An 18,793-nucleotide genomic window follows, 5' to 3' on the forward strand; every position below is an offset into this window, starting at 1 on the left:
CACCGATGGGCGACGAACGCCCGTATTACGAACTGCGCCACCTGGTCGGCTTCGAGGAGACCAACCTCGTGGGCAACGTCTACTACGTCAACTATGTTCGCTGGCAGGGCCGGTGCCGGGAGATGTTCCTGCGCGACAGGGCCCCTGAGGTCCTCGACGACATCCGCGACGACCTGAAGCTGTTCACCCTCTCGGTGGGGTGCGAGTTCTTCGCCGAGATCACCGCGTTCGACCAGCTGTCGATCCGGATGCGGCTGGAGGACCTGACGCAGACCCAGATCGGGTTCACCTTCGACTACGTGCGGCTGCACGGCGCAGACGGCGGTGGTGACGCGGAGCCCGTCGCCGGGGACCTGGTCGCCCGGGGCCGCCAGCGGGTGGCCTGTATGCGCGGGCCCAACACCGACACGCGGCCGACCCGGGTGCCCGAGGCGCTGCGCCGCGCGCTGGAGCCGTATGCGCTCCCGGCGTCCGGCTCAGCTCCCCGCGGGCCGCTCGCAGTGGCGACGGGCGGGGGGTGAGGGCATGGCCGACACCCGCACGGACGGCCTGCCTGCCCCGGACAGGGCGGCCGCGCTGCTGGAGCACGACCGTTTCGCACTGCGCGGCGTGCTGGGTTCCTTCGCTACCGGCATCACCGTCCTGACCGCCGGTCGGGAGCTGCCGAGGGGCATGACGGCGAATTCGTTCACCTCCGTCTCGCTGGACCCGCCGCTGGTGCTGGTATGCGTGGTGCGCACGGCGGCGCTGCTCGACGTGGTGCTGGAGGAGAAGGCGTTCGCGGTCTCCGTCCTGTCCGGGGACCAGGAGCCGATCGCACGCCGGTTCGCGGACCGCGGGCGGCCCCGCGGTGCGCGGGAGTTCGAAGCGGTGGACACCCGGCCGGGCCGCCGTACCGGCGCCCCGATCCTGTCGGGCGCTCTGGCCTGGCTGGAGTGCGGGCTGGAAGCCGTGTACGACGGCGGGGACCACTCGATCCTGCTCGGCTCCGTGCTCGACGCGGACCGCGCTCCGGGCGCCGACGCTCTGCTGTTCTACCGGGGCGGTTTCCACCGCCTGGCGCCCTCCGCCGTCTGAGCGGGGCGGCGGGATGCCCGCTGGGCCGCGGTAGCCGTTCGCGGCGACCGCGGCCCAGCGGCACCTTTCATTGCCGGTCCTGCGGCAGACCGGGAGGCAAGTGCCCCCGGTCCGGATCCCGCGCGCGGTGGTCCTCGACGTGCGCTCCCGGGTGCGGCGTACCGCCCCGCTCGTCGCCGTGGGGGAAAGCTGCTACCGAGAGCCCGTACCGGCGCCGCCGGCGACGTGTGCGCGACGCGCCCCCGGGATCAGCCGGCACCCACGGGCAGGCCGAGGCATTCCAGTGAGCGCCGGGCCGCCGACGGATCGTCCCCCGCGCCCACCAGTAGCCCATGCACCTGGGCGGCGAAGCAGCGCGCCGCGTCGTAGGGCGGGACGAGGAAGCCGCCCAGCTCCAAAGTGACCAGCCCGTGCAGCGCGATCCACATCTGATGGGCCACCAGTCGGGCGTCTCCCTCATGGAAGCGGCCCGCCGCCATGGCCGCCGCCACCGCCCGGGTCACCGGTTCGAGGGTGTAGCGGCCGTGCTGACGGTCCTCCTCGGTGAGGCTGAACCCGCCGAACCCCACCCCGCCGAACATCACCCCGTACAGGTGCCGGTGCTCCAGGGCGTTGCCGTGGTAGGCGAGCCCCAGCGCCGCGATGTCGGCCACCGCGTCACCGCTGGGAGTGACCTCACTCATCCGCTGGTCGAGCCGGGCGAACCCCTCGTGGACCATCGCCCGCACCAAGTCGTCCATGCCGCCGAAGTGGGTGTAGACGGCGGTGGTCGAGGCGCCCACCGCCGAGGCGAGCCGGCGGGTCGTCAGCGCCTGCGGCCCCTCTTCCGCCAGCAGTCGCGCGGCGGCCTCCACGAGATCGGCCCTGAGTCTCGGATTTGCCTGACGTGGACTCACCCTTGACGTCCCTTCGATTGTCCTCCACCCTATAACAAAACGACGTTACGTAACGACGATACGTTATGTGAGGCGGAATCATGATCGCATCGAAAGTCGAATCGGCCAACCACTCCGCCCCTCCCCACGTCGCACACGAGGTGCTCGTCTCCGCGCCCCCCGTCCGCGGCACACCACCCCCACAACTGGACGGCACCTTCCTCACCATCGGCCCCAACCCCCTCCAACGACCCCACGACGAGCACCTGTTCGCAGGCGACGGCATGGTGCACGGCATACGGCTGCGCAACGGCCGCGCCGAGTGGTACCGCAACCGCTGGCTGCGCACCGACCGCGCAGCCCGCATCCTCGGCGAACTGCCCGCCCCCGGACCCCGATACGGCCCGAACGACAACGCCAACGGCAACATCATCCGGCATGCCGGGCGCACCCTGGCCCTCGGCGACGGCGGCCCCCGCCCCCTCCAGATCGACGCCACCCTCGACACCGTCGCCCGTATCGACTTCGACGGCACGCTACGCGGCGGATTCGCCGCGCACCCGCAACACGACCCCCTCACCGGCGAACTCCACGCGGTCACCATGTCCTGCGAACCGCCGTACGCCGCCTACCTCGTCATCGACGTGCACGGCCGGGTGCGCCGCTCGGTCCCCGTGCCACTGAAGCGGCCGGTGATGATCCACGCCTTCTCCCTGACAGAGCACTACGCGCTCATCTACGACCTCCCCGTGGTCTTCAGCCCCGCCGCCGCGGCGGCGGGCTCACGCATCCCCTACGTCTGGAACGACGGCCACGGCGCCCGCCTGGGACTCCTCCCACGCGACGGCGGCCCCGACGACATCCTCTGGGTCGAACTGTCGCCGTGCTTCGTCTTCCACCCCGTCAACGCCTATGAGTCCGGCCGTCACATCGTCCTCGACGTGATCAGCCATCCGCGTGTCTTCGACCGCGACCCGCACCGCCCCGGCGAGACACCCCCCGCGCTCGTCCGCTGGACAGTGGACACCGCAAGCGCAACGGTCCTCGAGGAGCAGCTCTCCGGCCTCGTCCAGGAAGGCCCAGTGATCGACAACCGGGTACGCGGCACCCGGCACCGCTACGTCTTCGCCACCGCCCTCGACCCCTCCCGCAGGGAACTGCTGGGCGGCCCGGCGCTGCTCCGCCACGACCTGGCCACCGGACGGACCGACACCCACCAGCTGCCCCCCGGATGCACGACCGGCGAGGCAGTCTTCGTCCCGCGCGAGCCCCGCGCCCCCGAGGGCGACGGCTGGCTACTGAGCATGGTCACCGACAGCACGACCGGACACGGCGAGTTGATGGTCCTCGACACCGCCGACTTCACGGGCCGCCCGGCTGCCGTGGTGCCGCTGCCGGTCCCCGTCCCGCACGGCTTCCACGCCGCCTGGGTGGACAACGACTGACCACAGCAGCACAGGCGGACCACCTCAGAACCCGCAGGCGTAACCCCGGGTGAGGATCGGCTCGAGGAGGCGTCGATTTCCTCCTTCTCCATCGTCACATAAAGGTTGATCAGGCCCTGATGGGCCCCTTCAGCGTGCGGCTGGCTCCCTCCACCGTCAGCCGCCAGTTGGACCCCCGCTCGCGGCCACTTCAGGTCCCCACCGTAGCCACTCGATTCCCCGCGGCGGTCGCTTCGTGGACGCTGGCGTGAGACAACCCCGGCCGTGCTCGCCCCACGGGCGGCGGGCGTGGCGCCGGCACACTGTCGCGCTCAACCGTGACCGGACGTGCCGGATGTGCCGGCCGGCGGACCCTGCCCCAGGGGCGGCGGAACGGGCCACAACCGTCGCGGAATTCGCATGCTTCCAGCTGTGTTGCGGCCTACCGTTTCTGCTGCGACGACAGATGCGTGGCATGTGCTGAGCCGCTCCTTGCAGACGCTTCGCGAGGAGTTCGACAACACCTACGACCGGTACAACGGCCTTGCTGCGCCCGGGGCGCCAGGCTCTGTGGAACTTGGTGAAGACCGTGTTTGATCCCTCCTGCATTCTGCGGGCGAGGAGCCGCAGCATTTCCAGGCGTTCGGTCTGGCTGAGCAGGTCGAGGGCTTCGGTGACCGGCTCGGACAGCGGGGCCGTCAGATGCTTGGCGTCCCGGTCCCAGCGGGCGACGAGCACGGTGACGGCGTGCTGGTACACCCCGTGCCGGTCGCGGGGGAGGGTCTGCCGGCGGCCGAGGATGGCGAGGATGGTCAGCAGGAGCGGGTTCCCGGCCAGTTCGCGCACGGACCGTGAGTGGGCGACCGCGTCCTTGAACCGGGTGAGGAGCGGCTCGGTGAGCGCGGGCTGTCCGGGGCACGCCGTCTCGTACCACCGGCGCGCGAACTCGTGAATACGGGGGGTGTCCAGGTCCTGGATCATGTAGTGGGCGAACCCCGCTCCGTCCAGCGTCTGCCGCTGGTAGCCGATGACCCGGGATGTGACGATCACCCGGCAGCGCTGGTGGTGGGCGGCGAACCCGGCGATGCGGCGGGCCGTCTCCGCCCGGAACTTCGGGTCGAAGATCTCGTCGAGCCCGTCGAAGACGAGGAGGACGCGTCCCTCGTCGAGAAGCCGGCCCAGGACGGGGAGCGGGAGGCCCATCCCCTCGGTGGTCCACAGGTGTGCGAGGAACTCCGCGAACGTCTGCTGTCGCCAGGCCGGTTGCGCGTAGTGCCGCAGCTCCACGATGAGGGGGATTCGACCCGCGAGGCCGGCGAGGGCCCCGCCGGGACCGAGGCCGCCGGTCAGGGCGAGCGCGAGGTAGTGCGCGAGAGTGGACTTGCCGGCCCCTGGGTCGCCGAGGAGCACGACCCGCTGGCCTTTCTCCCGGGCGAGGACATCGAGTACGTGCTCGGCGGGTTGCTGGCGGTACGCCTCCACGAGGGAGTCGAGCAGCTCCAGGTCGAGCCCCGGTGGCAGCTCCCCGCCCGCGGCCAGCTCCTCGCCCTTGAGGAGCTGGCCCATGAGTTCCCGGGAGAGCTCCACAGGCGGCGGGTCGGCCCGGACAGTTGGCACGACGAAGACCTCGCGCAGCTCGACGCTCGGTTGTGTGCTCTGGTCGTTGTCGGGGGTGAGGACCTCCAGGTCGAGACTTCCGTACGTCTCCCGGACGCGGCGCGCGTAGGTCGCGAGCGCCCGGTCGGCGTCGGCGTCCCGCTCGTCTTCGGCGGCGTCGCTCGGTCCGTCGTCCCGACCGTGCGCGGCTTCTCCTGAGGAGTCCTGGACCTGCCGTATGCGTACTGCGGCTTCGCGAAGGGCCAGCAATGGCTCCACATCCGTGCTCAGCGCCTTCGCCAGCGCCACCAGCGTGGTCTCGGAGGGCACCGCTTGACCGTTCAGTGCCTGGCTGACCGTTGTCCGCCCCAGCCCGGTCCGCTGCTGTAACCCGCCCATCTGCAGACCCCGCTGCGCCCTGAGGGTGCGTAGCCGTAGCGCGAGTTCCGCCAGCGAATCCTCGTCCACGTCCCCCATGTCCTGCTTCTCCGTCTCCCAGGCGACCGTCTTCGTTCATCCTTGTTCGCCTTGAACCCCGGTGAACACCAGAACCGCAAAATTCGCCGAAGTCCCCGTCGTCGGTTCTCCTGGGAAGAAGGCATGAACACCTCATCCATTCACCTGATCCTCCTGGCCCTGCTCCTGGCCATCGTCGGTCTCTTCTGCACGCTCGTAGGAGCAGCGGCCGGTCTGCTCGCTCGTACCGACGGAGCCACCTACGCCACCGCTCTGCTGCGCGGTGCCGTGGCCTTCGCGGGAAGCGCCACCCTGTCCCTGGCGTTGCTGACCTTCGTCCTCGCGGTGCTGTGAACCGAGGTTGGCTTTGTCCCACTTCTGCAGGCGAGAGCATGGCGCCCGCCCGTGGCGGGCGCTGTTACTCCTCGACTCTGAGGCCCGGCCACTGTCAGGGCGTCAACTACAGGACAGGGACCCCTTCGCCGAGGACGCGGCAGCTGGCGAGGAACGCCCGGTGCACTCGCCGGCCGGCGGCGTCGATGCCGTTGGCGAACTGGCGCAGGGATTCGCGGCGTTCGGTGACGAGGTGGTCCCCGCACAGCCACGCCGACCACACCCGGTCCGCGGGAACGTGCCGGCGAGCCTCCTCGACGTCCCCGGGCACGGCACCGAGAGGAGACCGTGGCCGGTCAGCGGCCTCGTTGCGAGCATGAGCGGTGACCTCGTCCGCATACAGGTCGGCGGCCGTCTGGGGCAGGTTGAGGGCGAAGGCTTCGGCTTCCTCGACCCGGCTGTGGAAGGTCATCATCGTCTTGATGGTGCGGGCGCTGGCGTGCTCCAGCAGCGCGGCCTGCAGCAGCGCGAGCCGCCGGCCCCGCCGCGCCTTCTCGGACAGGCCGACAAAGTAGTTGGGGTCCTCGATCTCCAGAACCTCGATCTTGAATCCGGCGAGGACGCCCCGCTCGACCGCTTCGGCGAGCCCGAACTCGGCCAGCCACGGCCCGAACGTGGGGCCTACGCCCCCTCGTCGCCGTCCTCCAAGGCCTGCGCTCCCCAGTCCGCTCCGTGCGGCAGGCGCCAGTCGGGGGCAAGGCGGGTGAGGGCCTCCGTGCGGGCGGGGTCAAGGGTGTTCTTGGCAGCGAGGTGGCGTCGTTCGGCAAGCCAGGCCCCGACGGGGGCCGTGGCAGGGGCGGCGAGATGGCCGTGGGCGCGCAGGTATTCGGCCGCGGCGGCGAGGCGGGCGCGCCGTCCGGGTCGACCGCTGTCCGGGTCGGCCGCTGTCCGGGTCGATGTCGTCTACCGGTCCGGACGCGTCCGTCAATGGACGGGTGATCGAATGACGGAGCCCTGGACGGGGTAGAACGGATGCCGGGCGTCTTCCCGCAGGGGAAGATCCCCGTTACTCACCCCGGCCGGTATCCCGGCGAGATCGAAGGACGCAGTATGGCCAGCGGCACCGTGAAGTGGTTCAACTCTGAGAAGGGCTTCGGTTTCATCGCCCAGGACGGCGGCGGACCGGACGTCTTCGCCCACTACTCGAACATCTCCGGCAACGGGTACCGGGAGCTGGTCGAGGGCGAGACGGTCACGTTCGACGTCACCCAGGGCCAGAAGGGCCCCCAGGCGGAGAACATCGTCCGCGGCTGACTCGGGGTGGAGCAGCTCGGTAGCTCGCTGGGCTCATGACCCAGAGGCCGCAGGTTCGCATCCTGCCCCCTCTCACATTCCTCTGCCTCAAGAGCTGCACGCTGCTCCTGGTCGTCGGTCTCGGCTACGCCGTCCACCGCCCCCGGCGCTCGCGCAGCCGGCCGGTATGACCGTCACGGTCGCCGGCGCCCTCATCGCGGGCGGGGTCGGCATCGTCCATTCTGCTGGTCGTGACCGAGGCGGCGGTGGTGGTCGGCCGGGCACGGGCCCCGGCCACAAGTCCGGCCCCGGCCGCCACCGCCTGCTGCTCGTCTTCGGCGGCCGGCGGGTGCGGCCCGGCTGGTGGGGGGCCAAGGAGAATGCGTGCGACACATCGCGGCGTCGGGGTGGGACAGGGCGATGATATGTTCCGGTATAGGCCTGTCCTGGGTGTCATTCGATGGGCGTGTCGTGCTGTCCATGGTTATTCCTGCGCTCGCGGCGGACCCCGATTGCTTTCCGTACGGCCTTTCCCATGGCGGCCATGAGGAAGGCGGAAAGGATCTGGCTGCCGAGGTCGTGAATAACGAAGTTCCACAGGTCCCACTGCCAGGACAAGACGTTCTCCCAAGTGCTCTGCGGCGTGCGGTTCTTGGCGCCAGGCTCCCTGTCCCTCTCGGGTGTGCGCCAGGCCCGCACACCCGTTGTCCTGCGGTTCTTTCAAGATCAGGCACCGGGTCATCGAACGTCGGTAGCATGCGTTTCCGACTGCGTGCCCGAGAACGCGCATGCGGCACAGGGGCATATAGCAGGGGGAGGGAAATGAGCGCCTTGAGCGCCTACACCACGGAACTGAAAAGGCAGTTCTCGGAGTTATCGCTCAGTCAAGCGGCATTCGCGGCACGCGATGACGTGCCCTGGGCCCGCACACGAGTGAACCGGTTCCTCTCCGGAAAAGACAACACGATCGCCGGCAGGAGTTTCATCGACTGCATGGCCGATGTCGGTGCCCGGCTGGGGAAGGCCATGAGCGCCAGCAGGCGCGATGAGCTGTACGCCCTGCGACGAGCAGCCCTGCGCGAGCGGGCCACTGCCGTGGGACTCCTGGAAGTAATCGACGAGGAGTTCCACATGGTCCGCGTGCAGATGTCGAACTCGCGTGAACAGGTCGAGGTCTACCAGTACATCAAGAACTGCCTGCTGGCCGAAGTGGGTGAGTACCGATGCCTGCTGGCCGGTATGAAGGCGCAGAACGCCGAGCAGCAGATGGCACTGACAGCCGCGAGCCTCTACCTCGAAACGGCCGAGCGGCGGCTGCAACATGCCCAGCGGCAGCGCGAAGAGCTCGTGGCCGTCATCGACCGTCTCCAGGACGAACTGCAGGAAATACGTCGGCAAGCCCAGGCCTGGGACGGGCTGTCGGTCCACGCAGGCTGGTTCGTTCCGCTGCTCACAGGCGTCCTGCTCGGCTCCGTTACATGGCCGACAGCGGGCCTGGGCTTCATCGCCTTCGCCACGTCCGGAGGCTTGGGATCCCCGGTCACTCGCTCGACCGAGAACTCAGTGACCAACGACTACCGTTCCGGGACGGTGATCGGCCACCACACGATGGGCTCCGTCTACGGAACCAGCACGACGATCAGCACCACCCACTCCACCCACATCGACTTGACCGCGATCCTCGGCTGGGCACTGTTCGTCTTCAGCACGATCATGCTCGCCATCCACCATCTGTGGGTCTGGCCGGCCATCGTGGCCTACATCGGGTTCGAAGTACTCAGCCACGCACGCCTGGGGCCCCCACACGCACGCTACGTGCTGCGCACTCTGACTGGGATCGCTCCCGGCTGTCTCCTGCTGCTGGCCTCCTACCGACTCGGTACAGACGCGGGCAGCGACGGGATCTTCACCGCAGACCGCACCGCCTGGACCGCTACTGGCGCGTACGCCTGCGCCTGCCTCCTCTACGCCGCTATCCGTTTGGCACTCGCCCGCAGCCGGCTCCGACGCCCTCCCCGCGCCCATCTGCCCTGACGCACTGACAGGGTGTCGTTTGGTCGGTGAAAGCGGTTCTGGGTGAGGGCGGTCGGAAGGGCGCCGATGCCCCCCCCAGTGGGCCGCCTGCTCCCGCAGCCGCTCCTCGAGGACCCGGCGGCGCCCGCCCTCGGTCAAGCCGGGCAGCTCCCGGTCGACCTCCGCCGCGATCTTCGCCCGCCGGGCACGCCGGATGTGCACCACGTTGCCGCAGTTCTCGCACTCGCCGCCCGTGTCCAGACGGATCCCGTCATCGCACCGGCGGTCCGAGCACGCCTGACGCTGCACCAGGGCACGCCGCATCAGCCACGGGAACGGGCGGTCGACCAGGGCCTCGCCGCCGGTCTCCTCTTTGCTGGTGGGCGGGCTTATTCGGTGGTCCTCGCACAGGGCTGCGGGCTGCCCGGGCGCCGATCGGCGGTGGTGAGGCGGCGGTTGCCGCCCGGAAACGTACGGGCAACGGTCAGGACCCGGCCCGTCCCTGATTTCTGCCGCAGGGCAGAAATCAGGGACGGGCCGGAGGTTCGGCCGTGACGACACCGTCGGCCCAGGGGTGCTCGGGACCATGCCCCGGGCCCAGGAGGGCATCAGGTCCGCCACCATGCCTGTACTCCCCGCGAGTGACTGGCCGGCGCCACCGGAGGGGATCGCGGGTGAGGGCCTTGTGTGGGCCGAGACCGTGGCGGGCGGCAGCTGCACCCGCAAGGTCCTCGCGCGGGGCACCGGGCTGCGGCTGACCGACCTCACCGGCGACGTGTGCGCCCACGTCCTGCTGTACAGCGCGGACCGCCCGTGGGAGCGGCTGAACACGGCCGACACGGTCAAGGTGCTCTTGGAACGCCTGCCTCGGCGTGGGACGCCTGCTCGTGTCCGGCCAAGGGTCGGGTCCTGGCGTCCGTCACCGCGGACACCTCCGGCCGGCACGACGCCCTCACCGGCACCTGCGCCCTGGCCCGTCACACCGCCCGCTACGGCGGCGGATCCCCTCAGTCGGCCGTCGGCCGGGCGTGAGCTGTTCAAGCTCGCCGCCCTCGAGAACGGGCTCGGCCCACGGGGGGGTGCCGCTGTGCGTCTCCTTCTGGGGTGTCCGGATCAGCGGGGACGCCTACCACCGCGTTCACCGGCTCCGTGGGTTCCGGGGGGTCCGTCATGGTGCGCGCCGGGCAGTCGCTGACCGTGCTGATCGTCAACGTTCCGCATCTGCTGGGGCCCGTGCCCGCACTGGCGTCTGCGGCCCCGTCGGGGGTCTTGGTGTATCGGGCCCGGCCGGCCGGCCCGCACGATGCGTTGTGGAACGCCACACCCGAGGGCCGCCGTGTCTTCCTCAACACCGCCGGGCACCTCACCGCCGGGGGGACTGCATGACCACCGCGACCACCCGTGCGGGACGCGTCCTCGCTCGATGTGACCGTCCCTGCCCGCGCCGTCTGGTCCGCCCTCGTCCGCGCGGGCTCGCTACTGACCATCACCGGCCTGCACGGCAACCGGGGCGCGGACTTCCTCGTCTGCGACGCAGACGACACCTGCGTGCGCTACAGCGCCGCCGACCAGGGCCCGGGGCGGCGTCTTCCTGACCACCGGCTCGGTACCACCGGCTCGGTGCTGCTGTCGGGTGAGCACGCGCCGCTGATGACGGTCCTCGAGGACACCTGCGGGCGGCACGACACCATCGGCGGCGCCTGCTCCAAGGAGTCCAACACCCTCCGCTACGGGCGCCACGCCTGGTCGTAGCACGCCTGCGTGGAGAATTTCCTCACGGAGGGCGCCGGGCATGGCCTGGGCCGGCGCGACCTGGTGTCCGAACGTCAACTGGTACAGGAACGTGCCGGTCGTGCCGGACGGCACCCTCGCCGTCGTCGACGGCATCTCGGTTCCGGGCCTGGAGGTCGTGCTGCGGGCCGAGACGGACGTCCTGGTGGTGTTGTCCAACTGCCCGCAGATCAACAACCCCTGCAACGGATTCGACCCGACCGCCCTACCGGGCGACTGTCTCCGAGTCGGACGGGAGTTTGAGTGCCATGACGTGCGAGGACCCTGCTGGTGGCCGGCCGCGGTGAGATCGCCTCCCGCGTCATCCGCACCGAGCCGCCGGCTCGGCCTGCGGACCGTCGCGGTCTCCTGCGACCCGGTCCGCGGGGCCGGGCACGTCCGGCCGGGCCCTTGCCCAGCAGTCCTCCCTGGACGCGGACCTGGTGCTGCGGGCGGCCAGGGACACCGGGGCGGGTGCCGTCCACCCCGGCTACGGTTTCCGGTCCGAGGGCGCCGGCTCGGCGCGCCGTTGCGCCGGGGCGGGCCTGGTCTTCGTCGGCCCCACGCCCGAACAGCTCGAACTGTTCGGCGTCAAGCACACCGCGCGGGCGGCCGCTCAGGCGGCGGGTGTGCCGCTGGCCCCGGGCACCGGGCTGCTGCCCGACGTGGACGCGGCCCTCGCCGCAGCCGAGGAGATCGGCTACCCGGTGATGCTGAAGGCGGCCGGCGGCGGCATCGGCGTGCGGGCGTGCCGCGACGCCGGGGACCTCGCCGACGTCTGGGAGCGGGTGCAGCGCGTGGCCGCCGCCTCGTTCTCCTTCGCCGGTGTCTTCCTGGAACGGCTCGTGGAGTCCGCCCGCCACGTCGAGGTACAGGTCTTCGGCGAGGGCGGTGTCGTCACCTTCAAGGACCGCGACTGCTCGCTGCAGCGCCGCAACCAGAAGGTCCTGGAGGAGGCCCCGGCGCCGGACCTCCCGGACCGGGGCCGCGACCGGCTGACCGCCACCGCCCGCGATCTGTGTGCCTGCGTGCGCTACCGCTGCGCCGGCACGGTGGGTGTACGACGCCGCACACGAGGAGGCCTGCTTCCTGGAGGCCAACACCCGCCTGCAGGTGGGGCACCCGGTCACCGAGGACATCCACGGCGTCGACCTCGTGGAGTGGATGCTGCGCCTCGCACAGGGCGACACCGCCGTCGTCACCGTACCGCCGGCGCCGAAAGGCCACGCCGTGGAGGCCCGCCTCTACGCCGAGGACCCCTCCCGCGACCACCGCCCGAGCGCGGGTCTGCTCACCCGGGTCGCCTTTCCCGCCGGGGTCCGCGTGGACACGTGGGTGGAGAGGCGGCACCGAGGTCACCGCCTCCTGCGACCCGCTGTTCGCCAGGGTCGGCGCGTACGGCGCCGACCGCGCCGAGGCACTGGACCGGCTGGACGCGGCGCTCGCCGCCATCCGCCTCGACGGCATCGAGACCGGCCTCGGCCTGGTGCGCGCCGCGCTGGACGACGCCGGCGTGCGTGCGGCGACCCACAGCACCGTCTCGCTCGCCGGGATCGGCGACCCCGCGCCTCGTGTCGAGGTCGTCGCGCCGGGCACCCTGACCACTGTCCAGGACTGGCCGGGACGCACCGGCCACTGGCAGGTCGGCGTCCCGCCGTGCGGGCCGATGGACGACCTCTCGTTCCGCCTCGGCGACACCGCCCTCGGCGACACCGCCCTCGGCGACACCGCCCTCGGCGACACCGCCCTCGGCGACACCGTGCTCGGCAACGCCGAGGGCGCGCCCGGCCTGGAGTGCACCCTCCACGGGCCGTCCCTGCGCTTCACCCACCCGACGACCGTCTGCGTCACGCCCGCGCCCGCGCCTGTGACGGTCGACGGCACCGCCGTACCGCAGTGGGAGCCGGTCACCGTCGGGGCCGGGCAGACCCTGGCGGTCGGGGCCCCCCTACGAGCACGGCCTGCGCATGTACGTGCTGTTCGCGGGAGGCCTGGACGTGCCGGAGTTCCTGGGCAGCGCGGCCACCTTCGTCCCGGGCCGGTTCGGCGGGCGCGGCGGCCGCGCCCTGCGCGCGGGCGATGTCCTGCACGGCGGCGAACGACGTGCGGCGGCCTGCGCCGTTCCCCCGGACCGGCGCCCGGCCTTCGCCGGCGACTGGTCCATCGGCGCGGTCGAAGGCCCGCACGCCGCGCCCGAGTTCTTCACCGAGGACGACATCCGCGACTTCTACGGCGCGCTCTGGAAGGTGCACGTCAACTCCGCGCGCACCGGCGTACGCCTCGTCGGCCCCAAGCCGCGGTGGGCGCGGACGGACGGCGGCGAGGCCGGCCTGCACCCCGTCCGGCATCCACGACACCCCGTACTCCGTCGGCGCCGTCGACTGCACCGGCGACATGCCCGTCCTGCTCGGACCCGACGGGCCCTGCCTCGGCGGCTTCGTCTGCCCGGCCATGGTCGTGACCGGGCAGCGCTGGAAACTCGGGCAGCTCCGCCCCGGCGACACCGTCGGCTTCGTCCCCGTGACCACCGAGGCGGCCGCCGGGCTGCGACGCAACCCGTCGGCGGCCCCGCGGGCCGACCGCGCGCCCGTCGTCGACGGCGGCCGTCTCGCGGCGTCATGCTGATCGGCCCCGCCTTCACCGACGAGCGGCTCGCACGCATCGCCTCACCGCTCACCGCCCCGCCGCTGCCGCCGGCGGTGATCGGCGCGCATCTGTCCGGGCAGCCCCTGAACGGGCAACTCCTCGCCGCGGGTGGCCGGCTGCTGCGCACCACCACGACCGCCCCCGCCTACCGGCTGTACGCGCCGGACACGGTGCCCGCCAAGCCGGGTGTGGTCAGGGTCGGCGCGGGCGGCGCAGCCGCCGAGGCCGAGGTGTGGCGGCTGCTCGCCGAGGGACTGGGCGCGCTGGCCGCGGCGCTGCCCCGCCCGATGGCGCTCGGCAGCGTGGAACTCGCGGACGGCAGCTCGGTGACCAGCTTCCTCTGCGAGCCCCTGGCCGTCGACGGTGCCCGGGACATCACCTCGTTCGGCGGCCGGCGCGCATACCTGCGGTCGGGCCCCCCTCACGAGGACCCGCGCTGAGCGGTGCCCGGGCCGCAGGCCGCCCGGCCGCCGGAGCTGCGGTGGCAGGTGCCGAGCGGGGTGTGGGCGCATGCTCCTCAGCTGATGCTCCCGCCGGCCGATGGCCAGGAAGTGCTCGCCTACTGCACGGGGAGAGCAGAGCTGTCCCGGCGTCAGCGGTCTGTTGCTGCGGTGGTCGGAAGAGAACTGTACGGCGGCGGGCCGGCGGTACCGGGTGCCCGGTCCCGTCGACCCGGTGGACCGGCGCAACGTGACCTGGCCGGCTGACGCGCGGATCGCGGCCGAGGAGCATCACGTGCAGCCGCATCGGGCGCGGACCCGTAGCGCACGAGCCTTCCGGTGGTGGCCGCCAACACCATCCCGGTGCCCAGCCGCTCGCCCTTACGGGCTGGGAACGGCTTCAGCGGCGGACAGTCTTCGAAGACCACCTCGGCGGCGGCCGACGACCACCTCGAACACTCCCTCGCCCCGCCGGAAGCCTGGAACAGCACATCCACCGAATCGGCTTCACGCCGCCATGCTCCACTCCGTCCCACCCGGCATCCTGCACACAGGCACCCCATGGCTTGCCGGCCCATCCGGCAAGGGGCGCGCGCGGCCCGTCGGCGAACGTCAGCCACGCCCGGAAGTCCGCTGCAGACCTGCTCGCCCGGCGCCGGCTACCAGAGCCTGGCTGCGATCTGCCGGTGACGGGAGAGTCCGCTGGGAGCGGGTCGCGACCACGCTTAGTACGCATTTTGCACACATCACGTACGCCCTATGTACGCTTCACGGTCGGCTCGGCGGCGCAGCAGCCGTGCCTGGGCGGCCGAGCCCGGTGGCCGTCAGGTCCAGCGCATGCCGATGGCGGACAGGTGCTCGACCCGCTCCGGTGACAGGGATGCGGCCCGGCTGCGCTGGTTCCCCACCCATGCTCCCAGCCCCAGACGATGTTCCCCCGCCTCCGCCTCCGCCTTCTCCTCCGCCTTCTCACCGCCGCGGCCGCCGTCCTCGCCGCCGCCGACGACGATGATGGTCTCGATGTGCTTCCTCGGTACCCGGAGGTGGCCCTCACGCTCGTAGAACTGCCGGGCGGCGGCAAGGTTGAGGGCCCACTTGTCGGCCTGACTCCTGCGGGGCTTGGGCTTCTCCTCCTCACCCGCGGGTTCGATCCCGAGAATGTGCCCCAGCATCCACTGCCGCACGCCTGTGAGCTTGTCGAAGCCGAGCCGCTGCGCCCGTACCCACCGCCCCAGATCCTCACCCTGGCACACGACCACGCCCGGCTCCGACGGCAGCTCGCCGCCGCCCTGCAGGTGCTGCCGGACGAGGTGGAAGCAGCGCTGCCATTCCACGGGCCAGGCGGGGCACCAGGACGGGTCGATGTCCTCCAGCTGCTCGCGCCGCTCCTGGCAGAGCACGCCGGCCGCTGACTGAACGGGCAGTCCTTCGGCCCGCCGCTGCTCGTTCACCACGGCTCGCCGGGCGGCGGCCCGCGCATTCTTCAGAAATAGCCCTACGCGATACCCCGCATAGGTGGCGTCCGCCGGGGCCAGGAGATGCCCGTGCTCCTGCGCCCATCCACGGGCGGCGGCGAGCCCTTCTTCCCAGGCGACGTCGTAGTGCGACCACACCATGCCCAGGCCGTCGAGCTGCGCCACGCGCTCAGGATCCATGCTGCCGCGGGCGTAGACGCGGCGAGCGTCGGCGATCCATTGCCCCAGCGGGAAGGCGGCGAGCGCGGCCGGCCACCCCTCGCCTTCCGCCTCCTGGTCGTCCTTGGCGGGCACGCGGTACGTGAACGGCACCTTCAGGTCCCCGTGGAGCCGCTGGTACAGGGTGGCGGCTTCGATGCCGCGCCGCCAGTGCTCGTGCTCGGGGTTGAGCACCCGCAGGTTGATGAACGCGGCCAATTGCGCGGGATCGCGGGGGATGGAGAACTTCAGCAGCTCCCGGGCCGGCACCGACAACCGGACCTGCCCGTCCACGCCCGAGCCCTCCCCGGCCTCGTCATCGCCTTCTCCGGAGCGGGTCTGTACGCCTCTCACACGGCTTCGGACCTGAGGCTCGGCCAGGGCTTCCACGACGCGGGCGTCGTGCGCCCGGAGCGCCTCGAGCAGCTTCGCGAGCCCGCCGTACGCCCGCGAGGTGAGCATGCTGTCCACCGTCTCACCGGACCCGAGCAGCACCGGCACCACGAGCGAGGCGACCTTGCCCTCGCCGGGCCGCATCCGCAGTGCGCGGCCCACGGCCTGGACGAGGTCGGGCATCGAGCCGCGGACGTCGGCGAAATAGACGGAGTCGCAGTTCTTCGTGTCGACGCCCTCGCCCAGCACCTTCACCGAGCCCAGGAAGCCCTTCTCCACGACCGTGCCGTCAGCAGCGACCCCCCGGGAGAACTCGTCCAGGACCCGGCGCCGAAGCAGCGGCTTGTGCTCACCGCACAGCCAGTCCGCCCACACGGTACGCGGGTACAACTCCGGCTCGGCGACGTACAGCCGCTTCGCGACGTCAGGGAGCCCGGCCGCGAACGCCTCCGCCTCCCTCACCTGGTGGTGAAAGACCAGCGTCCTTTTGAAGCCCTCCTCGGCCGAGGCCTTCACCAGCGCCGTCTGCAGCGCCGCGAGCCGCGCCCCGCGCACCCGGTCCGAGCGGCTCTCCACGCCCAGCAGCTGAGCCGCCTGGAGGCGGGCGTCGGTGATGTCCAGGCACACCACCTGGTACGGCGCGCAGATCCCCCTGTCGATCGCCTCCGACAGCGTCAGCGTGTAGCAGCGCGCCCCGAACGGACCGCACGGGTCGTCCTCCATCGACGCCACCAGCTCACCCGGTGAGCCTGGGACAGCCCCGGAGTCGTCGTCGAGTTGCCACAGCCTCGGGGTGGCGGTCATGTACAGGCGGCGCAGGGCGGGGATACGAGTGTTGTCGTGGACGACCGCCCACGGCTTGCCGATCCGGCCCGAAACCCGGTGCGCCTCGTCCACGACGATCAGGTCCCAGCCCGGAAGGCCGGCCTGGTGGGCGCGCTCGAGTGTGCCGAGCCCGAGCGAGGCGTACGTGGCGAACACGGTGACCTTGTCCAGCGGGCGGACCCACTCGACCAGCTCGTCCACGTCCGTAGTGTTCCGGAAGGACGCCTCCGGCCCCCGGAGGGACGAGACCCCAATCATCGGCCCCGTACGCCCGCCCTCGCCCCAGGCGGCCTCGGTCTGGGCGAGCAGGTCCAGCGACGGCACGAGCACCAGCACTCGACCCGCCTGCAGCTCCTCCGCGCTGCGCACGGCGACGAGGGTCTTGCCCGATCCGGTCGCCATGACCACCTGAGTCCGCAGCCCCCGCTCGAGCACAGTAGATCGTGCAGGCAATTCCAGCGCACGGACAACCGCGTCCACGGCTTCACGCTGATGAAGACGAAGTCCTTTCACAGCCATCCGATGCACCCCCCTCCGACGAGCTGAACAACAGCTCTTACACGCCCACACACAACCAACCACCGTGCACACCAAAGGCATTGAATGACCCGGCTCCACCGCGACACCGGCTGCCCACGTCCGATGCGGCACACAAACAACCGTCTTCAGCGGATGACACGCCTCACAGCGCTACAGCCACCTAAGCCCAGACTCTATCGCAGTCCAAAAATGAAGCAGTTACACAGGGAATCGACACGGAAGCCACGGGTACTCCGCAGTCATCACTAGTCATCACTGTCCACCATCCGGGAGAGACCATGGAACAGAACACCGAGAACCATCAAGGCAACCGGTTCTGCAAGGCCTGCGGCACGCCCACCGAAGACGGGAAACTATGCAACCGCTGCGGCGCCGTCCTGGATATCCCCGACGGCGACGGGCTGATCGAAGACCAAGGTGCAGCAGTACGCCGCGACTTCGAAGGCAGAACCCAGCAGCACGAGCAGAAGTGAACCCGGCCTGCTGAGCAACCACGGGGGTACACGGGCCGGCATGGCATCCACGACTGATCGCATCATGTCCCTGCGGGCCGTGCGGCAGCTGCGCCGGGTCCGCACCTTCTACGCGGTGGGCGCCCTGGTATGGGCGGTATCAACTGCCTGGACCGGCTGGCAGACCCCCGGAAGCCGGCAGATGTGGGTATCCGCCCTCCTCCTGGCCGTCTTCACCGGCCTGCTGCTCACTTCCTCCATATGGCTCCAGCGTCTCCAGCCCGCGGGCTCGGCCGAACCCGCCCGCCACGCCGCACCACGGCGGGCGACCCGGCCACGCCATGCGCATGCCTGACTTACCCCTGGCGAACGGCCCAGGCCTCCGGCGTCTGCGGGGGCGTTAGCCGGGCATACGGGCTTCACCCCCTTTCGAAAGGAGTTCGTCATGCTCGGCATAGTCGCGGCAGCGCTGTTCTTCATTGCGTTTTTGATCAACGCGGCTGATATCAATACCAACGATGCGTTCTCTTCAACGAACGTCGTGCTTCTTGGGCTGATGGCTCTGGCTTTGCATGTGGCCGGAGTCGGTGCTGGCTGGGCCCGCAGACGCTGACCCCCCATGCCAGCGGCCTGCGGTGACAGACCGTCACCGCAGGCCGCCGAGCCACGGCACCCACCACGCCCTTCCGTAGCCAGCCTGGCCCGCGTCAGCGGGCCCAGCGGTCCTGGAGGCGCAGCCGGAAGGACCGTCAGGCGAGGGAGCGCAGCGGACGCGCCGGCCAGGCTGGAGCGAAGCGGAAGCCTGGTACCGGGACGGAGTCCCGCAGGCCCAGGAGCGCAGCGGACGGGCCGTCACCCAGCCTGCGGAACAGGCTGGGTGTGCGGGTGGCGCGCATCAGGCCGGCGCGCTCCCTTGTTCCCGGAGAACTGCATGTCGGTCCGGGACCGTCTGATCACCTGCGTCACGATCAGCCCGATGTAGTCCAC

General features: G+C 71.0%; 15 protein-coding genes and 6 pseudogenes. 14 read left to right on the top strand and 7 right to left on the bottom strand.

Annotated elements, in window-relative coordinates; translation table 11 throughout:
- The first annotated feature begins 5 nt into the window (after positions 1-5).
- Together ACWDNY_RS11760 and ACWDNY_RS11765 are read left to right on the top strand one after the other, a co-directional pair.
- Positions 6-521, top strand: coding sequence for an acyl-CoA thioesterase (locus ACWDNY_RS11760; RefSeq protein ID WP_451645572.1), 516 nt, complete (start codon positions 6-8; stop codon positions 519-521).
- 4 nt (positions 522-525) lie between these two features.
- On the top strand, positions 526-1,077 hold the full coding sequence (locus ACWDNY_RS11765) for a flavin reductase family protein (protein WP_451645573.1): 552 nt from the start codon (positions 526-528) through the stop codon (positions 1,075-1,077).
- A 248-nt stretch (positions 1,078-1,325) separates the two neighbouring features.
- Here ACWDNY_RS11765 and ACWDNY_RS11770 read toward each other — a convergent pair whose 3' ends face one another.
- Positions 1,326-1,973 carry a TetR/AcrR family transcriptional regulator gene (locus tag ACWDNY_RS11770; RefSeq protein ID WP_451645574.1) on the bottom strand — a complete coding sequence of 216 codons (648 nt, stop codon included), beginning with the start codon at positions 1,971-1,973 and terminating at the stop codon, positions 1,326-1,328.
- 80 nt (positions 1,974-2,053) lie between these two features.
- On the opposite strand from ACWDNY_RS11770, the gene ACWDNY_RS11775 reads away from it, so the two are divergent.
- Positions 2,054-3,397 carry a carotenoid oxygenase family protein gene (locus ACWDNY_RS11775; protein WP_451645575.1) on the top strand — a complete coding sequence of 448 codons (1,344 nt, stop codon included), beginning with the start codon at positions 2,054-2,056 and terminating at the stop codon, positions 3,395-3,397.
- 156 nt (positions 3,398-3,553) lie between these two features.
- Here the strand turns inward: ACWDNY_RS11775 and ACWDNY_RS11780 are convergent, their stop codons facing one another.
- On the bottom strand, positions 3,554-5,449 hold the full coding sequence (locus ACWDNY_RS11780) for an NACHT domain-containing protein (RefSeq protein ID WP_451645576.1): 1,896 nt from the start codon (positions 5,447-5,449) through the stop codon (positions 3,554-3,556).
- Between the two features lie 123 nt (positions 5,450-5,572).
- On the opposite strand from ACWDNY_RS11780, the gene ACWDNY_RS11785 reads away from it, so the two are divergent.
- Positions 5,573-5,782 (top strand): hypothetical protein, encoded by a 210-nt coding sequence (locus tag ACWDNY_RS11785; RefSeq protein ID WP_451645577.1) that lies wholly within the window; start codon positions 5,573-5,575, stop codon positions 5,780-5,782.
- A gap of 112 nt (positions 5,783-5,894) precedes the next feature.
- Here the strand turns inward: ACWDNY_RS11785 and ACWDNY_RS11790 are convergent.
- Positions 5,895-6,437, bottom strand: a pseudogene (locus ACWDNY_RS11790) (DEAD/DEAH box helicase); the annotation flags it as partial.
- Positions 6,438-6,442: 5 nt separating this feature from the next.
- Positions 6,443-6,643 carry a hypothetical protein gene (locus ACWDNY_RS11795; protein ID WP_451645591.1) on the bottom strand — a complete coding sequence of 67 codons (201 nt, stop codon included), beginning with the start codon at positions 6,641-6,643 and terminating at the stop codon, positions 6,443-6,445.
- Between the two features lie 228 nt (positions 6,644-6,871).
- Between ACWDNY_RS11795 and ACWDNY_RS11800 the strand changes: the two genes are divergently transcribed.
- Positions 6,872-7,075, top strand: coding sequence for a cold-shock protein (locus ACWDNY_RS11800; RefSeq protein ID WP_014677112.1), 204 nt, complete (start codon positions 6,872-6,874; stop codon positions 7,073-7,075).
- Between the two features lie 432 nt (positions 7,076-7,507).
- Here the strand turns inward: ACWDNY_RS11800 and ACWDNY_RS11805 are convergent, their stop codons facing one another.
- Positions 7,508-7,672: a hypothetical protein gene (locus tag ACWDNY_RS11805; RefSeq protein WP_451645578.1), complete on the bottom strand. Its 165-nt coding sequence runs from the start codon at positions 7,670-7,672 to the stop codon at positions 7,508-7,510.
- 213 nt (positions 7,673-7,885) lie between these two features.
- Between ACWDNY_RS11805 and ACWDNY_RS11810 the strand changes: the two genes are divergently transcribed.
- The 6 genes and pseudogenes from ACWDNY_RS11810 to ACWDNY_RS11835 all read left to right on the top strand — a co-directional run.
- The gene (locus tag ACWDNY_RS11810; protein ID WP_451645579.1) at positions 7,886-9,088 is read left to right on the top strand and encodes a hypothetical protein; all 1,203 of its coding nucleotides are present in this window, start codon (positions 7,886-7,888) and stop codon (positions 9,086-9,088) included.
- A gap of 601 nt (positions 9,089-9,689) precedes the next feature.
- Positions 9,690-9,881: pseudogene (locus ACWDNY_RS11815) on the top strand (urea carboxylase); the annotation flags it as partial.
- Positions 9,881-10,099, top strand: coding sequence for a DUF1989 domain-containing protein (locus tag ACWDNY_RS11820; protein WP_451645580.1), 219 nt, complete (start codon positions 9,881-9,883; stop codon positions 10,097-10,099). The pseudogene ACWDNY_RS11815 and the gene ACWDNY_RS11820, both read left to right, overlap by 1 nt.
- Positions 10,100-10,492: 393 nt before the next feature.
- Positions 10,493-11,066, top strand: a pseudogene (locus ACWDNY_RS11825) (DUF1989 domain-containing protein); the annotation flags it as partial.
- Positions 11,067-11,122: 56 nt separating this feature from the next.
- Positions 11,123-13,450 (top strand): annotated as a pseudogene (locus ACWDNY_RS11830) (ATP-binding protein); the annotation flags it as partial.
- A pseudogene (locus ACWDNY_RS11835) lies at positions 13,450-13,923 on the top strand (allophanate hydrolase-related protein); the annotation flags it as partial. The pseudogenes ACWDNY_RS11830 and ACWDNY_RS11835, both read left to right, overlap by 1 nt.
- Before the next feature lie 824 nt (positions 13,924-14,747).
- Here ACWDNY_RS11835 and ACWDNY_RS11840 read toward each other — a convergent pair.
- Positions 14,748-17,333, bottom strand: coding sequence for a Helicase associated domain protein (locus ACWDNY_RS11840; RefSeq protein WP_451645581.1), 2,586 nt, complete (start codon positions 17,331-17,333; stop codon positions 14,748-14,750).
- Between the two features lie 299 nt (positions 17,334-17,632).
- On the opposite strand from ACWDNY_RS11840, the gene ACWDNY_RS11845 reads away from it, so the two are divergent.
- The 3 genes from ACWDNY_RS11845 to ACWDNY_RS11855 all read left to right on the top strand — a co-directional run bounded on the left by ACWDNY_RS11845 (position 17,633) and on the right by ACWDNY_RS11855 (position 18,419).
- Entirely contained in the window at positions 17,633-17,827 is a 195-nt protein-coding gene (locus ACWDNY_RS11845; protein WP_451645582.1) for a double zinc ribbon domain-containing protein, read from the top strand.
- Between the two features lie 40 nt (positions 17,828-17,867).
- On the top strand, positions 17,868-18,161 hold the full coding sequence (locus ACWDNY_RS11850) for a hypothetical protein (RefSeq protein WP_451645583.1): 294 nt from the start codon (positions 17,868-17,870) through the stop codon (positions 18,159-18,161).
- A gap of 90 nt (positions 18,162-18,251) precedes the next feature.
- Positions 18,252-18,419 carry a hypothetical protein gene (locus ACWDNY_RS11855; RefSeq protein WP_451645584.1) on the top strand — a complete coding sequence of 56 codons (168 nt, stop codon included), beginning with the start codon at positions 18,252-18,254 and terminating at the stop codon, positions 18,417-18,419.
- 290 nt (positions 18,420-18,709) lie between these two features.
- Here the strand turns inward: ACWDNY_RS11855 and ACWDNY_RS11860 are convergent.
- Positions 18,710-18,793, bottom strand: a pseudogene (locus ACWDNY_RS11860) (Uma2 family endonuclease); the annotation flags it as partial.

This window comes from Streptomyces sp. NPDC003697 (assembly GCF_053587115.1).

What these genes read in the sequence shown, in the direction of transcription:
- ACWDNY_RS11855 (WP_451645584.1), top strand. Translation starts at nt 18,252, where the DNA reads ATGCTCGGCATAGTCGCGGCAGCGCTGTTCTTCATTGCGTTTTTGATC.
- ACWDNY_RS11785 (WP_451645577.1), top strand. Translation starts at nt 5,573, where the DNA reads ATGAACACCTCATCCATTCACCTGATCCTCCTGGCCCTGCTCCTGGCC.
- ACWDNY_RS11845 (WP_451645582.1), top strand. Translation starts at nt 17,633, where the DNA reads ATGGAACAGAACACCGAGAACCATCAAGGCAACCGGTTCTGCAAGGCC.
- ACWDNY_RS11840 (WP_451645581.1), bottom strand. Translation starts at nt 17,333, where the DNA reads ATGGCTGTGAAAGGACTTCGTCTTCATCAGCGTGAAGCCGTGGACGCG.
- ACWDNY_RS11760 (WP_451645572.1), top strand. Translation starts at nt 6, where the DNA reads ATGGGCGACGAACGCCCGTATTACGAACTGCGCCACCTGGTCGGCTTC.
- ACWDNY_RS11850 (WP_451645583.1), top strand. Translation starts at nt 17,868, where the DNA reads ATGGCATCCACGACTGATCGCATCATGTCCCTGCGGGCCGTGCGGCAG.
- ACWDNY_RS11780 (WP_451645576.1), bottom strand. Translation starts at nt 5,449, where the DNA reads ATGGGGGACGTGGACGAGGATTCGCTGGCGGAACTCGCGCTACGGCTA.
- ACWDNY_RS11775 (WP_451645575.1), top strand. Translation starts at nt 2,054, where the DNA reads ATGATCGCATCGAAAGTCGAATCGGCCAACCACTCCGCCCCTCCCCAC.
- ACWDNY_RS11800 (WP_014677112.1), top strand. Translation starts at nt 6,872, where the DNA reads ATGGCCAGCGGCACCGTGAAGTGGTTCAACTCTGAGAAGGGCTTCGGT.
- ACWDNY_RS11765 (WP_451645573.1), top strand. Translation starts at nt 526, where the DNA reads ATGGCCGACACCCGCACGGACGGCCTGCCTGCCCCGGACAGGGCGGCC.